The organism is Micromonospora sp. U56, from assembly GCF_018070095.1.
Lineage (GTDB): Bacteria > Actinomycetota > Actinomycetes > Mycobacteriales > Micromonosporaceae > Micromonospora > Micromonospora purpureochromogenes.
In genome coordinates this window covers 173210-189997 of the sequence record NZ_JAGPYL010000003.1, presented here as the reverse complement: position 1 = coordinate 189997, position 16788 = coordinate 173210, and the positions used below count along the sequence as shown (strand labels likewise).

Below are 16788 nucleotides of genomic sequence, written 5' to 3'. Positions count from 1 at the left end.
AGATCGTCCGACCCGAAGCCCACAAATGCTCCAACACCTGCCGATGCCCGAACGTCAACACACCCGGCCTCGCCACCAGCACCCCCAGCCCAACCAAGATCAGTTGCACTGAAGCCTAGAAACCACCCCGACATGGTGGGCAACAACTTCATGATCAACGGGGTGGGAAGGGGGGTCGGTAGGATCGCCGGCGTGCGGGTTCTTCTTGTGGGTGGTGGGGGGCGGGAGCATGCGCTCGCGCTGGGGCTGGTCGGTGACCCGAGCGTTGCCGGGGTGATCGCGGCGCCGGGGAATCCGGGGATCGCCGGCATCGCCGAGCTGCGCGACGTGGCGGCCACCGATCCAAGTGCGGTGGCGGCGCTCGCGGTCGAGGTGCAGGCCGACCTGGTGGTGATCGGGCCGGAGGCGCCGCTGGTCGCCGGGGTCGCGGACGCGGTGCGGGCCAAGGGCATCGCGGCGTTCGGGCCGTCGGCCGAGGCGGCCCGGCTGGAGGGTTCCAAGACCTTCGCCAAGGAGATCATGACCGCCGCCGGCGTACCGACCGCGCGCGCCCACACCTGCACGGACGCCGAGAGCACCGCCCGGGCCCTCGACGAGTTCGGTGCGCCGTACGTGGTGAAGAACGACGGGCTGGCCGCCGGCAAGGGCGTCGTCGTCACCGAGGACCGGGACGCCGCGTTGAAGCACGCGCAGGAGTGCGGCCGGGTCGTGGTCGAGGAGTACCTCGCCGGGCCCGAGGTCTCGCTCTTCGTGGTCACCGACGGCGAGGCGGCGCTGCCGTTGCTCCCGGCGCAGGACTTCAAGCGGGTCGGCGACGGCGACAGCGGCCCGAACACCGGCGGCATGGGCGCGTACGCGCCGCTGCCCTGGGCGCCGCCCGGCCTGGTCGACGAGGTGATGCGCGACGTCGTGCACCCGACGCTGGCGGAGATGCGCCGCCGGGGCACCCCGTTCGCCGGGCTGCTCTACGTGGGCCTGGCGCTGACCGCCGCCGGCCCTCGGGTGATCGAGTTCAACGCCCGCTTCGGCGACCCGGAGACCCAGGTGGTCCTCGCCCTGCTGGAGACCCCGCTGGCCGGGCTGCTGCACGCCGCGGCCACTGGCACGCTGGCCGCGCACCCGCCGCTGCGCTGGCGCGACGGCGCCGCCGTCACGGTCGTGGTCGCCGCCGACGGCTACCCCGCGTCCCCGCGTACCGGTGATGTGATCACCGGCGTGGACCGCGCCGGGATCATCCACGCCGGCACCTGCCGGGCCGCGGACGGCGCGTTGCTCTCCGCCGGGGGCCGGGTCCTCTGCGGTACGGCCACCGGCCCGGACCTCGCCGCCGCGCGGGACGCCGCCTACGCCCTGGTACGCGGCGTCGAGCTGGCCGGCTCGCACCACCGCACCGACATCGCCGCCGCCGCGGTCGAGGGCCGGATCGCCGTTCCGGGCTGACCGGGCAACCTCCGGCACCGTCGCCTCCGTTTGAACGGTGAGGTGAGGAGGTGGCGGGATTGCCTGCCGACATCGAGGGCTACCGCGAGTACGTCGCGGCGCGGCTGGAACCGCTGCGCCGCACGGCGTACCTGCTCTGCGGCGACTGGCACACGGCCGACGACCTGGTGTCGACGGCGCTGGTCAGGTTGCTGCGGCACTGGCGGCGGGTGTCCGCCATGGACAGTCCGGACGCGTACGTCCGGCGCACCCTGCTGCGGGTGTGGCTGGACGAGCGCCGCCGGCCGTGGCGGCGGGAGGCCGCCTGGGCGGAGGTGCCGGACAGCGCGGTCCGCGCGACCACCGACGGTACGGCCGATCGCCTCACCGTCCTCGCCCTCCTCGCCGAGTTGCCGCCGCGCCGCCGCGCGGTGCTCGTGCTGCGTTACTTCTGCGACCTGTCGGTCGAGGACACCGCCCGCGAGCTGGGCTGCACCCCGGGGACCGTGAAGAGCCAGTCCGCGCGGGCGATCGAGGCGTTGCGGGGCCGCCTCGTCGCCGCACCGACCAGTCGGGAGGCACGTACCGATGGATGAGATCTCGCACGAGCTGCGCCTCGCGGTGGCCGACGCGCCACCCAGCCGGATCGACGTCGACCAGCTGATCCGGGTCGAGCGGCAGCGTCGCCGGCACCGGACCTGGGTGTGGAGCGGCACCGGGGTGGCGGCGGCCGTGGCCGCGGCGGTCGTGACACCGGCGCTGATCGCCGGGGGACCGGCGCCCCGGACGGTGCCTCCGGCGATCGGCTCACCCACCGCCAGCCCCACCGCCGAAGTGCGGCTCTGCACCGGCGTGACGCCGAAGCCCAGCGGGCCGCAGCCGCCGCTGCAGTCGCACGGCACGGTGCGCGACCGTCCGACGGAGGAACCCGCCGCCGGGGTGGCCCGCCTGACCGCGGCGCTGCGGGACGGACTGCGCAACCGGCTGCCCGCCGACGTGCGGATCGACCCGGGGCAGAAGGGCTGCGCCGAGCCGCAGTTCCAGTACCACCCGAGCTACCGGGAATACGTCGTGAGCGGCACGGTCCGGCGGGGGAAGGACTCGGGCCTGTTCCTGCTCCGGGTGGCCCCCACCCCACGCGACGAGGCTGTCCCGAACTGCGCCCAGGCGCCCGACCCGGAGAACTGCGAGGTCGTCCGCTATCCCGACGGCTCGGTGGCCCTGCACAGCACGATGCCGGCGGAACGGCGGCATCGGCAACTGTCGGTCCTGCTGCTGCGGCCGGACGGCACCTCGGTGCTGGCCATCACCAACAACGGCGTCGACAACAGCGTGGAGACCTCGAAGACCGCCGACACGCCGCTGCTCACCCTGGATCAGCTCGCGATCGTCGCCCGGATGCCGGGGCTGACCCTCTACCCGTGAGCGTCCCGGGGGTCGCGCCGATCGCGCGGCCCCCGGCGCGGCGCTCAGCGCAACCGGCCGGTCAGCCGTAGTAGCGGCGCAGTTCCCGGCTCAGCACCTTGCCGGTGGCGTTGCGCGGCAGGTACTTCACGAAGATCACGTCCCGGGGTACGGAGAACCGGGCCAGGTAGTGCCGGACGTACTCGCGGACCGCCTCCGGGTCGAGCACCTCGCCGGGGTGCAGGCCGAGGAAGGCGGCGAGCCGCTGCCCGTACTCGGGGTCGGGTACGCCGATCACGGCGGCCTCCCGGACCTGGGGAAGCCGGGCCAGCAGATCCTCCACCTCGGACGGGAAGACGTTCTCCCCACCGGAGACGATCATGTCGTCGGCGCGGCCGTCGACGAAGAGCAGCCCGTCGGCGTTGATCCGGCCGAGGTCCCCGGTGTCCAGCAGCCCGTCGTGGGTCTCCCGCCGCGCCCCGGAGGTGTAGCCCTCGAAGAGCATCTCGTTGCCCACGAAGATTCGCCCGACCCGGCCGTTGGGCACCGGTTGGCCGTCGTCGTCCAGGATCTCCAGCCGGGTGCCGTGCGGCGGCCGGCCGGCGGTGGTGGGGGCCTCGCGCAGGTCGGCGGGGGAGGCGATGGTGGCCGAGGAGACCTCCGTCGAGCCGTACAGGTTGTAGACCACGTCGCCGTAGACGTCCATGAACCGCGGCGCCAGCCCGCCGGGCAGCGCCGAGCCGCTGACCGCGACCACCTTCAGCGGCGGCCGCGGCTCCGGCGGCGGCACGTCGAGCAGTCGCTGCACCATCACGGGTACGGCGAAGAGCGCCTGGCACTGGTGGGTCACCAGCGCGGCCAGCGTGGCGGCCGGGTCGAAACGGCGGTGCAGCACGATGGTGGCGCGCAGCGCGAAGGCGAACTGGAGGGCGGAGTACCCCCAGGTGTGGAAGAGCGGCGCGGCGATCAGCACGGTGTCCCGGGTGTGCAGCGGGATCCGGTCGATGATGGACACCAGCGGGCCGAAGCCGTGGGGAGTGGGCCGACGGGCGCCCTTGGGCGCGCCGGTGGTGCCGGAGGTGAGGACGATCGTCCGGCCGTCGCGCTCGGGCGGTTGCAGGTCGCCGCGGAGCGCGCCCGCGATCAGCTCTTCGAGGCCGCGCTCGTCCACCCGGTGCACCTCGGCGGGGAGGCCGAGGAGCCGGTCGGCGAACTCGTCGTCGTGGACCAGCACCCGTAGGCGCTGTTCCTCGGTCACGGTGGCCAGTTGGGCGGCGGAGAGGCCGCTGTTGACCAGCACCGCGTCGGCGCCGAGCACGGTGGCGGCGACGACCGCCTCGATCAGCCCGTGGTGGTTGCGGCAGAGCACCCCGACCCGGTCGCCGGCCTGTACGCCGAGCCCGGTCCGCATCGCCCGGGCCAGCCGCTCGGCCCGGTCGAGCAGCTCCTGGTAGGTCAGTTCGGTGCCCTGCTCGTCGATGACGGCGACCCGGCGCGGGTCGCGGGCGGCGGCCTGGCGCAGCTCGCCGGCGAGGCTCCAACCCCACTTGCGCAGCGCCTGGAGCTGGGAGGCGACCCGGATCGGCCGGCCCGGGGTGAGCAGCCCCCGCCGGGTCAGCGTGGCCACGACGAACGGCAGGTCCATGTGGCGCCTCCTTCTCCGGGGGGTGAGCGTGAAGGGCCCCCGCAGGGGCCCTTCAGCCGGACGTCACCTTTCGATCATGCACCGGATGCCTGCCGGAGCCCAACCGGTACGACCCCTGGCCACCTGGTGGACAGCCGGCCGTGTCGGACGTCGCCACCGAGGGTGACGGTCAGCGGATCTGCATGCCGGAGATGGCGCGGGAGATGACCAGCCGCTGGATCTCCGAGGTGCCCTCGAAGATGGTGTAGATCTTGGCATCCCGGTACCACCGCTCGACCGGGTGGTCGCGCAGGAAGCCCGCGCCGCCGAGCAGCTGCACCGCCCGGTCGGTCACCGCGACGGCCACCTCGCCCGCCTTGAGCTTGGACATCGAGCCCTCGCCGGCGGTGAAGGGGCGGTTGTTGCGGCCCATCCAGGAGGCCCGCCAGACCAGCAGCCGGGCGGCGTCGATCTCCATCTTCATGTCGGCCAGCGCGAACGCGACCGCCTGGTTCTCGATGATCGGCCGTCCGAACTGGACTCTTTCCTTCGCGTAGTCCAGGGCGTACTCGTAGGCGGCCCGGGCCACGCCGAGCGCCTGCGCGCCGACGGTGGGCCGGGACAGCTCGAAGGTGCGCATCGCGGCCTGGCCGGAGGCCTTCCGGCCGGAGCGGGCCCGGTCGAGTCGTTCCAGCAGGGCGTCCCGGCCGCCGAGCAGGCAGCGCCCGGGCACGCGTACGTCGTCCAGGAAGACGTCGGCGGTGTGCGACGCGCGCAGCCCCAGCTTGCGCAGCTTGCGGGTCGCGTTCAGCCCGGCGGTCCCCGGCGGTACGACGAACGCGGCCTGCCCGCGCGAGCCCAGCTCCGGCTCGACCGAGGCGGTGACCACGTGCACCCCGGCGATCCCGCCGTTGGTGGCGTACGCCTTCTGCCCGCGCAGCACCCATTCGTCGGTGGCCTCGTCGTAGACCGCCCGGGTACGCATCGCGCCGACGTCGGAGCCGGCCTCCGGCTCGCTGGTGCAGAACGCGGCGACGGCGGGCTGGTCGACGTCGCCGAAGCACTGCGGCACCCATTCGACCATCTGATCGGGGGTGCCCGCGCCGTAGATGGCGGCGACCGCGAGGCCGGTGCCGAAGATGCTCAGGCCGATGCCCGCGTCACCCCAGAAGAGTTCCTCGCTGGCGATCGGCAGGGAGAGGCCGGTGGGGTCGGCCCAGCAGGTGGCGAGGAACTCGAAGCCGTAGAGGCCGACCTTCGCCGCTTCCTGGATGATCGGCCAGGGAGTCTCCTCCCGGGCGTCCCACTCGGCCGCGGCCGGGCGCACGACCTCGGCGGCGAAGCCGTGCACCCAGTCGCGTAGATCCCGCTGTTCCTCGTTCAGGTCGAGCGAGAACTCGGCCATGTCAGGACTTGGGGATGTCGAACAGGTTGGCGATGTTGGCCGCCAGGCCCAGGTCGCCCTTGGCCTTGAGCTTGCCGGTCATGAACATCATCACCGGGTTGGCGCCACCGGAGACGATCTTCAGGAACTCGACCGGGCCCATGGTGAGGCTGAGCTTCGGGTCGTGCTGCGGGGTCTCGTTGACGGTGCAGGCGCCGTCGGCGATGGCGACCTCGTAGGTGTCGGTGCCACCGTCGGGCCGGCCGGTGATGTTCCAGTGGATGACCGCGTTGGTGGAACCGGCCTTGTCGGCGCGGAACAGCTGCGGCATCCGGCCGAAGACCTCGCTGAGGATCTTGTCGCGCAGGTCGCCGGACATCACCTCGGCGATCTTGTCGTCGGGGGTGGACTTGACCAGCTGCGCGAACTCCTTGGGGCCGACGTTGGCGAAGTTGGCCGGGTCGAAGTCAGTCATGGGGGAATGCACCTCTCGGGCGGGCCGACTTTGGTTACTCGGGCGTAACCTTACGCACGAGTAGGTATGCTCGCAAGAGTGTCCAGCAACCCCACGTTCAAGCGCCTACCCCGCGCCGTACGCGAGCAGCAGATGCTCGACGCGGCGGTCAAGGTCTTCTCCCGGCGCGGCTTCCACGCCGCCAGCATGGACGAGATCGCCGAGGACGCCGGCATCTCCAAGCCGATGGTCTACGCCTACCTCGGCACCAAGGAGGAGCTCTTCGTCGCCTGCCTGCACCGCGAGGGCACCCGGATGATGGAGGCGATCGCTGGTGCCGCCGCCCCGGACCTCCCCGCCGACGAGCGGCTCTGGCGGGGGCTGCGCGCCTTCTTCGGCTTCGTCGGGGCGCACCGGGACGGCTGGGCGGTGCTCTACCGGCAGGCCCGGGGCTCGCAGCCGTTCGCCGCGGAGTTGGCCACGATGCGCGCCCGGCTGGTCGAGGTGGTCGCCGGGATGCTCGACCACGCGCTGCGCGCCGACGGGCGCGAGGTGGGCGAGACCGAGCTGGAGGTCGTCGCGTACGCCCTGGTCGGCGCGACCGAGTCGCTGGCCGACTGGCTCGCCGACCACCCCGAGGCCGACCCGGAGAAGACCGCCACCCGGATGATGAACGTCGCCTGGCTCGGCGCCGGCCAACTGCTGCGCGGCGCCACCTGGCGCCCTCCGGCGGCCTGACCGCCACGCCAGGAAGCGACGGTCAGCGGCGGGCGATGGCGCGGCGGTCGGCGCGGCGGTGGGCGCGGCGGCGCAGCCAACGGGCCGACTCCACCAGCCCGGTGACGGCGAGGGAGATCCCGACGCCGGCCAGCAGGGCCTTGATCGGGTCGCGCTCGAAGGCCAGGCCGCCGAAATAGCCCAGCAGGGCGCAGTAGGTCCCCCAGGTGCTGGCCGCGAAGGCGTCGAAGAGCAGGAAGCAGCGCAGCGGGTAGCGGACCGCGCCCATGGTCAGGGTGACCGCGGTGCGGCCGCCGGGCACGTACCGGGAGGTCATCAGGATCATCCCGCCGCGCCGGTCCACGGCCCGGCGGGCCCACTCGGAGCTGGTTCGGCGGCGGCTCTCCGCCGGGAGCCGGGCCAGCCGGTGGGCGCCGCCGCCCCGGCCGATGCCGTAGGAGATGTGGTCACCGACGAGCGCCCCGAGCGCGGCGGTCACGATCACCGCCACGATGTCCGGCTCACCGCCGACGGCGAAGACCCCGGCGGTGATCACCACGGTCTCGCCGGGCACCGCCGGGAAGAACGCGTCGACCGCGGTGACCACGAGGATCACCAGGTACACCCACGGCGAGGTGACCGTGTGGTGGAGCAGGTCGAGCACGGACTCCATGCCCTCATGCTCCGGGCTCGACCACCGCCCCCGGGCCGAGTCGCCGGATCAGGCGCCCGTGCGTGCGGGGAACCGCTGCGCCGCGCGGCGGGGCCGGGCTGGTCCACCGTCGAGCCAGCCGTGCGGGGTCTTGTCCTCGGCCGTGGGGCCGCGCGAGGTGAGCACCACCGGGGCGGCCAGCTCCTGCCGTACCGCCGCCACCCAGTCCGGTGGCGGGTCGTCGTACTCGGGTGTGGCTCGCAGCAGGCGGGCGGTGAGCGTGGCCTGCCGGTCCAGGTCGCCGGCCGGGCCCGGCGTGAGCCGGTCGATGTCCCGGTAGCGGCGGCAAATCCGCAGCCAGGGGCCGGCGAGGTCGAGGTGGGTCAGCGCGAGGCCGTCGACGCCGCCGGCCGCCGCAAGGGCGTACCGGTGGGCCACCGCGTCGAAGTGCCCGAACCGGAACCGTCCCTGCCACGGGTTGGTGGGGTTGCGCAGGTCGGTCAGCGGCAGCGCCCGGTCCTCGGTCACCAGCGGCCCCGGGCCGTGCCGGGTGGTCATCACCCGCAGTACGCCCAGCCGCCGCGCCTGCCCGGCCAGGCCCGCCTCGGCCAGCAGCGCCTCGGCGTTGGCGAAGGTCGTCGTGCTCCACGTGGTGTACGGGTGGAAGCCGTGCCACTCGTCGAGGAGCACCCCCTGCGCCCCCTCGAAGACGCAGGTCCCCGCCCGCAGCGCCCCGGCCAGCCAGCCCCGGTCGACGATCGCGACCCGGTCGGCGAACCCGGTGAACGCGGGCAGGCAGTCCTCGACCGGCGGCGCGTCCAGCGGGCCCAGCTCGGCGGTGAGCCGGTCCCGCAGTGTGGCCAGCCGGCGGCGGAGCAGGGCCGGGGTGCGGCAGTCGGCCACCCGCGGCGCGTCGTCGGGGTGGGCGAGGTCGTAACCGACCGCCTCGCCCACCCCCAGCCCGCAGGAGCCGTGCCGGTCGGCTCCGCGGGCGACCTCCCGGACCCGGTTGGCGGCCCGGTGGTAGGGCGTGGCCAGCAGCGCCTCCCCGTCGACCGTCAGCCGGTCGAGCGCGTCGGGCACCCCCACCGACGTGAGGTGGTCGGCCTCGGCGGCCAGCGCCAGCGGGTCCACCACCACGTGCCGCGACAGGTGCGTACGGACCCCGGGGCGGAACGTCCCGGCGCCGAACTGCGCGTACGTGTGGTGTCGTCCGTCGCGCAGCACGACGTTGTGCGCCGCCTGCGCGCCCCCGTTGAAACGGACCACCGTGTGGACGGGCCGGGTCGCGCAGAGCCAGTCCACGACGGTGCCCTTGCCGGCGTCGCCGTAGCCGAGGTCGACCACCATCACGTGGTTCACAGCCGGGTGACCCCGCCCGCCTGGCCCCGGCTCTCGGGAAGCCCGGCCGGAGCCGTGAGCGCGGTCCGCCGCCCGCCGCCCAGCCGGGCCAGCGCCTTCGACACCGTGCCGGTGGCCGCCGAGCCGGCCCGGTCCAGGTCCCGCAGGCCCTCGTCCAGGTCGATGGCCTGCTCGCCGAGCCCGATCGTCAGCGCGATGGTCTCGCAGACGGCGTCCAGGTCGTCCAGCTCGACGGCGTTCTGCCCGAGCAGGCCCCGCCAGTGGTCGAGCACTTTGGCGTTGCCGGAGTAGTGGCTGCCGGCGGGGAGCAGGTAGTAGGTGTCCCAGCGGCGGGTCACCTCGTCGACGACCTGCCGCAGCCCGACGTCCTCGCGCAGGTCGTCGCCGATCAGGCGGGCCACCTCGCGGGCCTTCACCCGGGGGTAGGCCAGCTCGTCGCCGATGTTGAAGAGGTAGCCGCGCCGGCCCCGCTTGTCCCAGCAGTCGGTGACCGTGTGCCGGGCCATGAAGTACATCGCCAGCTCGTACGACTCGGTCATCTGCCCGCCGCCGCCCCCTTCCAGCACGATCCGGCCGAGGTCGTCGTCCATCCGGTTGTCCGACTCGAACTGCCCGACCTGCAACGGCACCCGGTCACAGGTGGCGTCGCCGATCGCGCCGAACATGATCTGCGGGTCGCGGGCGTAGCCCTGGCGCAGCAGCAGGCCGAGCAGCTGCGGCAGCTTGGTCTGGAGCACGCGCGGCACGTGCCCCATCGAGCCGGTCACGTCGAAGAGCACCGCGACGGCCGTCGACTGCGGGTGCTCGTCGGAGTCGCGGCTCTCCCGTACCGCGCCGCGCGGGTCGAGCGCGGGGTGCACGGTGCGCGCCCCGCTGTCGCTGTAGGAGAACGCGCTGGCGCCGGTGGCCCGGCGGTAGCGGTCCGCGGCGTCGTACACGTCGGTGGACCAGATTCCACTGCCCATGACAGCTCCTAACGGGTGAGGGTGAAGGGTCGGAAGGTGCGCGGCCCGTACAGCCGGTCCAGCACCTGGTCCAGCTCGCCCAGCAGCCGCCAGGCGTCGTCGGGTCGGGCGTTCAGGGCAGGGCGGAGGCAGCCGGCGGCGAAGTCGCGCAGCGCACGCGGCGCCCGGTCGCCCATCAGGTGGGTCATGCAGCGGGTGGCCATCGCGAGGTCGGTGCCCGGGCCGCAGGGACGCTTCGCGACGACCTCCGGCGGATACCACTCCTCGTGGCCCGGCACCAGCGCCGGGACGGCGCCGCCATCGACCACGGAGAAGCACCAGTCGACGAGCACCACGCCGTGCGCGTCGGGCTCGATCAGCACGTGCCGGGGCAGCACCGCGCCGTGCACCACGCCGGCCCGGTGGGCCAGGCCGAGCGCGACCAGCAGCCGCCGCCACATCCAGGCCACGTCGCGGGCGTCCAGCCCGTCCGGGTACGCCCGGCGCACCTCGTCGAGGCTGCGCAGGCCGGGCGCGGTGGCCAGCACGTTGACCAGCCGCTCCACTCCGGTGGCGGGATCCCGGGCGGGAAGCGAGTCGACCAGCCGGGGCACGTACGGCAGGTAGCGCGGGTCGCCGTGCTCGGCCATCAGCCGCAGGGCCCGCGCCTCCCGGACCATCAGGTCGTTGTCGGCGGGGTTGCGGGGCAGTTTGAGCAGGCGGTCCGCGCCGACGTCGTACAGGTCGGCGAGGTCGCCGGTGTGGGCGAGCCGGGTGAGCGCGTAGTCCCCGAGCGGGTACCCGCGCCGGGCCCGCCACCGGGTGGTGACCCGGACCAGCGCGTCGGCGGCCTCGGCGCGTACCCGCTCGTCGGCCGCGGCCAGCCGGTCGGGGTGCAGGGCCGCGACCAGCTCCCGGTAGCTGCGGGCCGGCTCGGCCGTGCCGAACAGCTCCTCGTCGGTGCGGGCCGCCGCGACCAGCCGGATCGCCTCGTCGGTCCTCACCGGACCGTCTCCTCCCGGGCGGGGCGCAGCAGCGCCGGGTGCAGCAGCCGGGCGTCGCCGGCCCGGTAGAGCTTGGCGCGGGGCCCGCCCCGGGCGCCGCCGCGCTCGGTGCTGGCGCCGGTGCTCTCCACGAAGCCCGGCACGGAGAGCACCTTGCGGTGGAAGTTGCCGGCGTGCAGCGGGTGGCCCCACACCGTCTCGTAGACGGCGCGCAGCTCGCTGATGGTGAACTCGCCGTCGAGGAAGCAAGTGGCCAGCGGGGTGTACTCCAGCTTGGACCGGGCCCGCTCCAGCCCGGCGTCGATGATCCGGCCGTGGTCGAAGGCGAGCTGCCGGCTGGCGAGCGCGGTCACCGGCAGCCAGATCGCCTCGTCGGCGTCGGTGCCGGCGGCCGGGTCGGGCAGGTCGGGCGCGAACGCGAGGTGGGCGACGGAGACGACGCGCATCCGCGGGTCGCGGTCGACGGCGCCGTAGCTGGCGAGCTGCTCCAGGTGGACCCGGCGCAGCCGCTCGCCGCCGAGCCCGGTCTCCTCGGCCAGCTCCCGGCGCGCGCCGGCGGCCAGGTCCTCGTCGGGGCGGACGAACCCGCCGGGCAGCGCCCAGTGGCCCTCGTAGGGCGGTTGACCCCGACGGATCAGCAACAGGTGCAGCTCGCCCTCGCGGATGGTCAGCGCGACCACGTCAACGGTGACGGCGATCGAGGGGTAGGCCGAGGGGTCGTACGCGGCGAGGAAGTCCTGCTCGTTCACGGCGTCTCTCTCACTTCGAGAACAACTCAATGTGAGAACAACCTAGCGCACGAAAGAGTGAAAGCCAACCCCTCGCGTCGTTCAGCGGACGGTGCCGACCAGGTGCGGACGGCCGGTCCGCGCGTCGTGCAGGGCGAAGTCCCAGGCCGGGGTGGCGCTGAACGCCACGGTGCCGGGCAGCGGCACCGGCAGCTTGAACGCCACGTCCACCGTGTACGCCTCCGGCAGCCGGCTCTCCAGCGCCGCCAGGCAGTGGGCCTTGCTCCACATCCCGTGCGCGATCGGGCGGGGGAAGCCGAGCAGCCGCGCCCCGAGCCGGGAGGTGTGGATCGGGTTGTGGTCGCCAGAGACCCGGGCGTAGTCCGTACCGACCCGGGGCTCGACCCGCCAGCGGGCGGTGGCGGCCGGCGGCGCGGGCCGCTCACCCCGGTCGCGCCGACCACCGCCGTCGGGCGTGCGCTCCTTGCCCAGGTACGTCGAGACGCCGCGCCAGACCTCCTCGCCGCCGACCGACCCGACCAGGACGACGTCGACCTGCCGCCCCCGCTCGTGCGGCCGGAGGTTCTCCGCGTGGGTGACGAAGTCCAGCGTCTCGCCGGCCTCGATCGGGCGGTGCACGGTGATCCGGTTGCCCACGTGCACCACGCCGGTCAGCGCGATGGGGAACTCCGGCGTGGTCATCAGCCGCAGCGACAGCGGAAAACCCAGCACGTGCGGGTACGTCGCCGGCAGCCGGTCGGAGAGCCGGAACCCGCAGACCCGGTCGTAGTCGGCGAGGTGCGCGCGGTCCACGGTGACGCCGGCGACGGCCAGCTCGACTCCCGGCGGGGCGTCCGGGCGGCGGGACCGGCCGATGACCGGCACCGCGTCGCGCAGCGCCCGGCGGTAGAGCGCGCCGGGCGCGGGCAGCCGGGGCAGCTCGACCCGCGCCCGTGCCGCCGGGGCGGCGTGCCCGGACAGGTCCGTGGTCGCGTACGCCGACAGGTCGTGGGTGGCTTCCAGGCTCACGTCGTGCTCCGACGAGGCGGCCCGGACGGCGGCCAGGTCCGCCGCCGAGATCACCTCGGTCGGCCCGTCGATGAGGTCGCGGACGGAGAGGTTCTCCGCCGGGCCGTCCTCCGGCCGCTTCTTCCTCGCCATCACGCCCCCAGCAGACTCTGGCCGCAGACCCGGACCACGTTGCCGCTGACCGCGCCGGACGCCGGCCAGGCCAGCCAGCCGATCGTCTCGGCCACGTCCACCGGCAGGCCGCCCTGCGACATGCTGTTCATCCGGCGGCCCGCCTCGCGCAGCGTCAGCGGGATACGCGCGGTCAGCCGGGTCTCGATGAACCCGGGGGCGACCGCGTTGACGCTGATCCCGCGCCCGTGCAGCGCCGGGGCCAGCGACTCGACCAGCCCGATCACGCCGGCCTTGCTGGTGGCGTAGTTGGTCTGGCCCCGGTTGCCGGCGATGCCGGCGATCGAGGAGACCGAGACGATCCGCCCGCCGGCCGGGATCAGGTCGCGGGCCAGCAGCACGTCGTTGATCCGCTCCTGGCTGGAGAGGTTGACGTCGAGCACCTGGTCCCAGCGGTCGGCGTCCATTCGGCCCAGCGTCTTGTCCCGGGTGATGCCGGCGTTGTGCACCACCACGTCGACCCGGCCGTGCCGGCCGGCCAGGTGCTCGGCGAGCCGGGTGGGAGCGTCCGGGGCGGTCAGGTCGAGCTGGACGGCGCTGCCGCCGATCTCGTTCGTCACCGCGGCCAGCTCGTCACCGGCCGCCGGGATGTCCAGCGCGACGACCTGCGCGCCGTCGCGGGCGAGCACCCGGGCCAGCGCCGCGCCGATGCCCCGCGCCGCCCCGGTGACGAGGACGACCTGTCCGTCGAGCGGGCGGTCCCAGTCCGCCGGCGGCTGGGCGGTGCCGGCACCGACCCGGACCACCTGCCCCGAGACGTACGCGGACCGGCCCGAGAGGAGAAATCGGAGGGTCGATTCGAGGCTGGTGAGGGTGCCGGCGTCGCCGTCCCCGGTGACGTAGACGAGCTGGGCGGTGACGCCGCGGCCGAACTCCTTGCCGATGCTGCGGGTCAGCCCCTCCAGGGCCCGCTGGGCGGTCGCCTCACGCGGGGAGTCGCACTCGGCGGGCGGGGTGCCGAGCACCACCACCCGGCCGCTGGGCAGCACGGCGCGGGCCTGCGGGTGGAAGAAGTCGTAGAGCTGGCGCAGGCCGGTGGAGTCGGTGATGCCGGTGGCGTCGTACACCAGGGCACCGACGCGCGTCGTGCCGTCGGTGGCGGCGGCCGGGTCGACCAGATCGACCCCGGCGGCGGTCAGGATCTTGCCGACCGGCTCGGCGAGCCGGCCGCCGGTCGCGGCGCCGAGCAGGACCGGCCCGGGGACGAGCGGGTCACCCGGCGAGTGCCGACGCAGTCGAGGCGGGTCGGGCAGCCCGAGGCGCTTGACCAGCGCGCGGCCGGCCCCCGTTTGGACGAAGCTCGCGTAGCGGTCGCTCATGACCGTAGCCTACTGGCGAGTAGGTTGGACGCAACCCCCTCGCTGCCCCCGGGCGGGTCGCTCAGGCGTCGGAAGGCGACGGGCCGGCCCGGTGCGCCCGCCAGCGCTCCACCAGGGCGGGGAGTTCGCGGAACATGAAGCCGTAGAAGTCCCGCATCTCCGCCAGCCGCCGGGCTGCCAGGCTGTCCGGGCCCGCTGCGGCAATGCCCTGATCGGCCGCCTCGAACATGGACTTCACCATGCCGTTCTGCGTGGACATCAGGGTCGCCCAGGCGCCCTCCCGCAGCCGGTAGTGCTCCCGGCGGCTGCCGGGTGCCGGCACTCGCTCGATCAGACCGACCGTCGACAGCATCTTGATGGCGCCCGACACCGAGCCCGAGCTGACGCCGAGCTGCTCGGTGAGCTCGGTGGCGGTCACGCTCTCAGAATCAGCGAAGAGGAACGCCGCCATCACCCGCGCGGTCGCTTTCTGCAGCCCGCCCTCGGACAGGACCAGCGCCATGTGCTCGGCTGCCGCAGTGGTGTCCGCCAAGGTCGTCGCCCCTCTCTGCGATCCGGGCCAACTCTACCATCTCTCAGTCTTCAAAAATCTCTGAACACTCCGATATAATCTGCCCATGCCTCCCGCTATCGAGCTGAGCAAGCTCACCAAGACGTACGGTTCCCGGCGTGGCCTGACCGAGCTCACCCTCGACGTGCAGCCCGGCGAGGTGTTCGGCTACCTCGGTCCCAATGGGGCCGGGAAGTCCACGACGATCCGCCTCCTGCTGGACCTGATCCGTCCCACCTCGGGCACCGCCCGCGTACTCGGCCGGGACCCCGGTGCCGATGCCGTCGATCTGCACTGCCGGATCGGCTACCTCGCCGGTGACTTCGTGGTCGACGGCCGCCAGCGGGCCGGGGAGTGCCTGACCTTTCTGGGCAACCTGCGCGGCGGCGTGCCTGCGGCCCGGATCGTCGAGCTGGCCGACCGCTTGGAGCTGGACCTGAGCGCCCGGATCAAGAGCCTGTCCAAGGGCAACCGGCAGAAGGTCGGGCTGGTGCAGGCGTTCATGCACCGGCCGGAACTGCTGATCCTGGACGAGCCGACGTCGGGGCTGGACCCGCTGGTGCAGCAGACGTTCCTGGAGTTGGTCGCCGAGGCGCGGCAGGACGGGCGCACCGTCTTCATGTCCAGCCACATCATGAGCGAGGTGGAGGCGGTCGCCGACCGGGTCGCGATCATCCGGGAGGGCCGGCTCGTCACCCTGGACACCGTCGCTGACCTGCGCGCCCGTTCCCACGTGCAGGTCCGGATCACCTTCGGCAAGCCGGTCCGCGCGGCGGAGTTCGCCGGCCTGGCCGGCGTCCGCGACCTGGTCGTACAGGGCCAGGTCCTCGAATGCGGGCTCGACGGCACCCCGGACGCCCTGATCAAGGCCGCTGCCCGGCACACCGTCACCGGGCTGCGCGCCGACACCCAGGACCTGGAAGAGCTGTTCCACGGCTACTACGCCGGTCACGCCGGCAGGCAGGCGGCCAGCCATGTCGAGTGATCTCGACCCCACCCCCTCTCCACCCACTCCGGCGCCCGTCAGGGCGCGGCGATGAACGGCGGCACGATGAACTCAGCAGCGAGGCGGTTCCACCCGACAGCTGTCGGCGCGGTCCCCGGGACGTCGGCGTTGGCCGGGGCCTTCAGCCGGTCGATGGCCGGCAAGACGCTCTACGACAACCGCCGTGTCTTCACCGTCTGGGCGCTGGCCACCGGACTGCTGGCCATGATGTACGCCAGCTTCTATTCCCAGCTGACCGCCGAGTCCGCCACGAGCGTGCCGGAGGCGATGCGGGGCTTCGGGCTGGACGACACCTCCACCGCGGCGGGCTACCTGCAGGGTGCGGTGTTCGGGCTGCTCGTGCCGCTGCTGGTCACCTTCTACGGGGCGGCGACCGGTGCCCGGATGATCGCTGCCGACGAGGAATCGGGCTACCTGGACCTGCTGCTGGCGCACCCGATCGGGCGGGCCCGGCTGCTGCTGCACCGCTACGCCGCCCTCGCCGTGGGTGCCGTGGGGATCTCCGCGGCTGTCCTGGTTGCCGTGCTCGCCGTGCGGACGTCCGCCGGCCTGGACGCGATCAGCGTCGTCAACTTCATGGCCCAGGCGGTCAACCTGGCGCTGCTCGGTCTGTTCTTCGGCGCGCTCGGAATGGCCCTCGGCGCGGCCACCGGGCAGAGCCGGGCCGCCGTCTTCGGCCTCACCGCCGGACTGGGGGTGCTCGGTTACGCCCTGAACGGCTTCGCACCGCAGCTCGGCGCTGAGTGGTCGCGCCACCTCACCCCATTCCACTACTACCTCGGCGGGGAGCCGCTACGGTACGGCTTCGCACCCGTCGACCCAGTCGTCCTGGCCACCGCCACGGCCGTCCTGCTGGGAGTGGGCATCCTGCGGTTCGCGCGTCGCGACCTCGGTCGCTGAGCCTGGAAGTAGGGGCCCCGTCAACGCCTCGCGTCAGACCGGGGCCCTGCTGACACCGCACCCGCCTTGGGCCTGGCTGCCGCCGGGACTCGCGCGGCGGCCGTCCGGCGGCGTAGCCTAC

Annotated in this window: 17 protein-coding genes; 6 read left to right on the top strand and 11 right to left on the bottom strand. The window is 73.7% G+C overall.

The annotated features are described in order from the left end of the window. Positions 1-192 precede the first annotated feature (192 nt). The 3 genes from purD to KBX37_RS03185 are packed head-to-tail and all read left to right on the top strand — an operon-like array spanning position 193 to position 2844. Positions 193-1440 carry a phosphoribosylamine--glycine ligase gene (purD, locus tag KBX37_RS03195; RefSeq protein ID WP_210774413.1) on the top strand — a complete coding sequence of 416 codons (1248 nt, stop codon included), beginning with the start codon at positions 193-195 and terminating at the stop codon, positions 1438-1440. A 50-nt stretch (positions 1441-1490) separates the two neighbouring features. Next, on the top strand, positions 1491-2015 hold the full coding sequence (locus tag KBX37_RS03190; RefSeq protein ID WP_307848923.1) for a SigE family RNA polymerase sigma factor: 525 nt from the start codon (positions 1491-1493) through the stop codon (positions 2013-2015). Further along, on the top strand, positions 2008-2844 hold the full coding sequence (locus KBX37_RS03185; protein WP_210774412.1) for a hypothetical protein: 837 nt from the start codon (positions 2008-2010) through the stop codon (positions 2842-2844). The genes KBX37_RS03190 and KBX37_RS03185 overlap by 8 nt, the downstream gene beginning before the upstream one ends. A gap of 61 nt (positions 2845-2905) precedes the next feature. Here the strand turns inward: KBX37_RS03185 and KBX37_RS03180 are convergent, their stop codons facing one another. From KBX37_RS03180 to KBX37_RS03170, 3 genes are all read right to left on the bottom strand, one after another. Next, positions 2906-4468: an AMP-binding protein gene (locus KBX37_RS03180; protein ID WP_210774411.1), complete on the bottom strand. Its 1563-nt coding sequence runs from the start codon at positions 4466-4468 to the stop codon at positions 2906-2908. Between the two features lie 169 nt (positions 4469-4637). Beyond that, complete coding sequence (locus tag KBX37_RS03175; RefSeq protein ID WP_154940702.1) at positions 4638-5852, bottom strand: acyl-CoA dehydrogenase family protein; 1215 nt, start codon at positions 5850-5852, stop codon at positions 4638-4640. 1 nt (position 5853) lies between these two features. Further along, positions 5854-6306, bottom strand: a complete 453-nt coding sequence (locus tag KBX37_RS03170; protein WP_210774410.1) for an SCP2 sterol-binding domain-containing protein — start codon at positions 6304-6306, stop codon at positions 5854-5856. Between the two features lie 78 nt (positions 6307-6384). Between KBX37_RS03170 and KBX37_RS03165 the strand changes: the two genes are divergently transcribed. Continuing rightward, entirely contained in the window at positions 6385-7023 is a 639-nt protein-coding gene (locus tag KBX37_RS03165; RefSeq protein WP_210774409.1) for a TetR/AcrR family transcriptional regulator, read from the top strand. 22 nt (positions 7024-7045) lie between these two features. Here KBX37_RS03165 and KBX37_RS03160 read toward each other — a convergent pair whose 3' ends face one another. From KBX37_RS03160 to KBX37_RS03125, 8 genes are all read right to left on the bottom strand, one after another. Next, a complete protein-coding gene (locus tag KBX37_RS03160) occupies positions 7046-7675 on the bottom strand; it encodes a DedA family protein (RefSeq protein WP_210774408.1) in 630 nt (209 codons plus the stop codon). Between the two features lie 48 nt (positions 7676-7723). Next, a complete protein-coding gene (locus KBX37_RS03155; protein WP_210774407.1) occupies positions 7724-9016 on the bottom strand; it encodes an adenylosuccinate synthetase in 1293 nt (430 codons plus the stop codon). Continuing rightward, the gene (locus KBX37_RS03150; RefSeq protein ID WP_210774406.1) at positions 9013-9981 is read right to left on the bottom strand and encodes a hypothetical protein; all 969 of its coding nucleotides are present in this window, start codon (positions 9979-9981) and stop codon (positions 9013-9015) included. Before KBX37_RS03150 ends, KBX37_RS03155 begins: the two co-directional genes overlap by 4 nt. A gap of 8 nt (positions 9982-9989) precedes the next feature. After that, the gene (locus KBX37_RS03145) at positions 9990-10964 is read right to left on the bottom strand and encodes a serine/threonine protein kinase (protein WP_210774405.1); all 975 of its coding nucleotides are present in this window, start codon (positions 10962-10964) and stop codon (positions 9990-9992) included. Next, positions 10961-11713 carry an NUDIX domain-containing protein gene (locus KBX37_RS03140; protein ID WP_210774404.1) on the bottom strand — a complete coding sequence of 251 codons (753 nt, stop codon included), beginning with the start codon at positions 11711-11713 and terminating at the stop codon, positions 10961-10963. Before KBX37_RS03140 ends, KBX37_RS03145 begins: the two co-directional genes overlap by 4 nt. 81 nt (positions 11714-11794) lie before the next feature. Next, on the bottom strand, positions 11795-12853 hold the full coding sequence (locus KBX37_RS03135; RefSeq protein ID WP_210774403.1) for a MaoC/PaaZ C-terminal domain-containing protein: 1059 nt from the start codon (positions 12851-12853) through the stop codon (positions 11795-11797). Next, a complete protein-coding gene (locus KBX37_RS03130) occupies positions 12853-14211 on the bottom strand; it encodes a 3-oxoacyl-ACP reductase (RefSeq protein WP_210774402.1) in 1359 nt (452 codons plus the stop codon). Before KBX37_RS03130 ends, KBX37_RS03135 begins: the two co-directional genes overlap by 1 nt. A 61-nt stretch (positions 14212-14272) precedes the next feature. Then, positions 14273-14743 (bottom strand): GbsR/MarR family transcriptional regulator, encoded by a 471-nt coding sequence (locus KBX37_RS03125; protein WP_247656915.1) that lies wholly within the window; start codon positions 14741-14743, stop codon positions 14273-14275. Positions 14744-14828: 85 nt separating this feature from the next. Between KBX37_RS03125 and KBX37_RS03120 the strand changes: the two genes are divergently transcribed. Both KBX37_RS03120 and KBX37_RS03115 read left to right on the top strand, forming a co-directional pair. After that, positions 14829-15746: an ABC transporter ATP-binding protein gene (locus tag KBX37_RS03120; RefSeq protein ID WP_210774401.1), complete on the top strand. Its 918-nt coding sequence runs from the start codon at positions 14829-14831 to the stop codon at positions 15744-15746. Positions 15747-15812: 66 nt separating this feature from the next. Then, positions 15813-16667 (top strand): ABC transporter permease subunit, encoded by an 855-nt coding sequence (locus KBX37_RS03115; protein ID WP_247656914.1) that lies wholly within the window; start codon positions 15813-15815, stop codon positions 16665-16667. Positions 16668-16788: the final 121 nt, after the last annotated feature.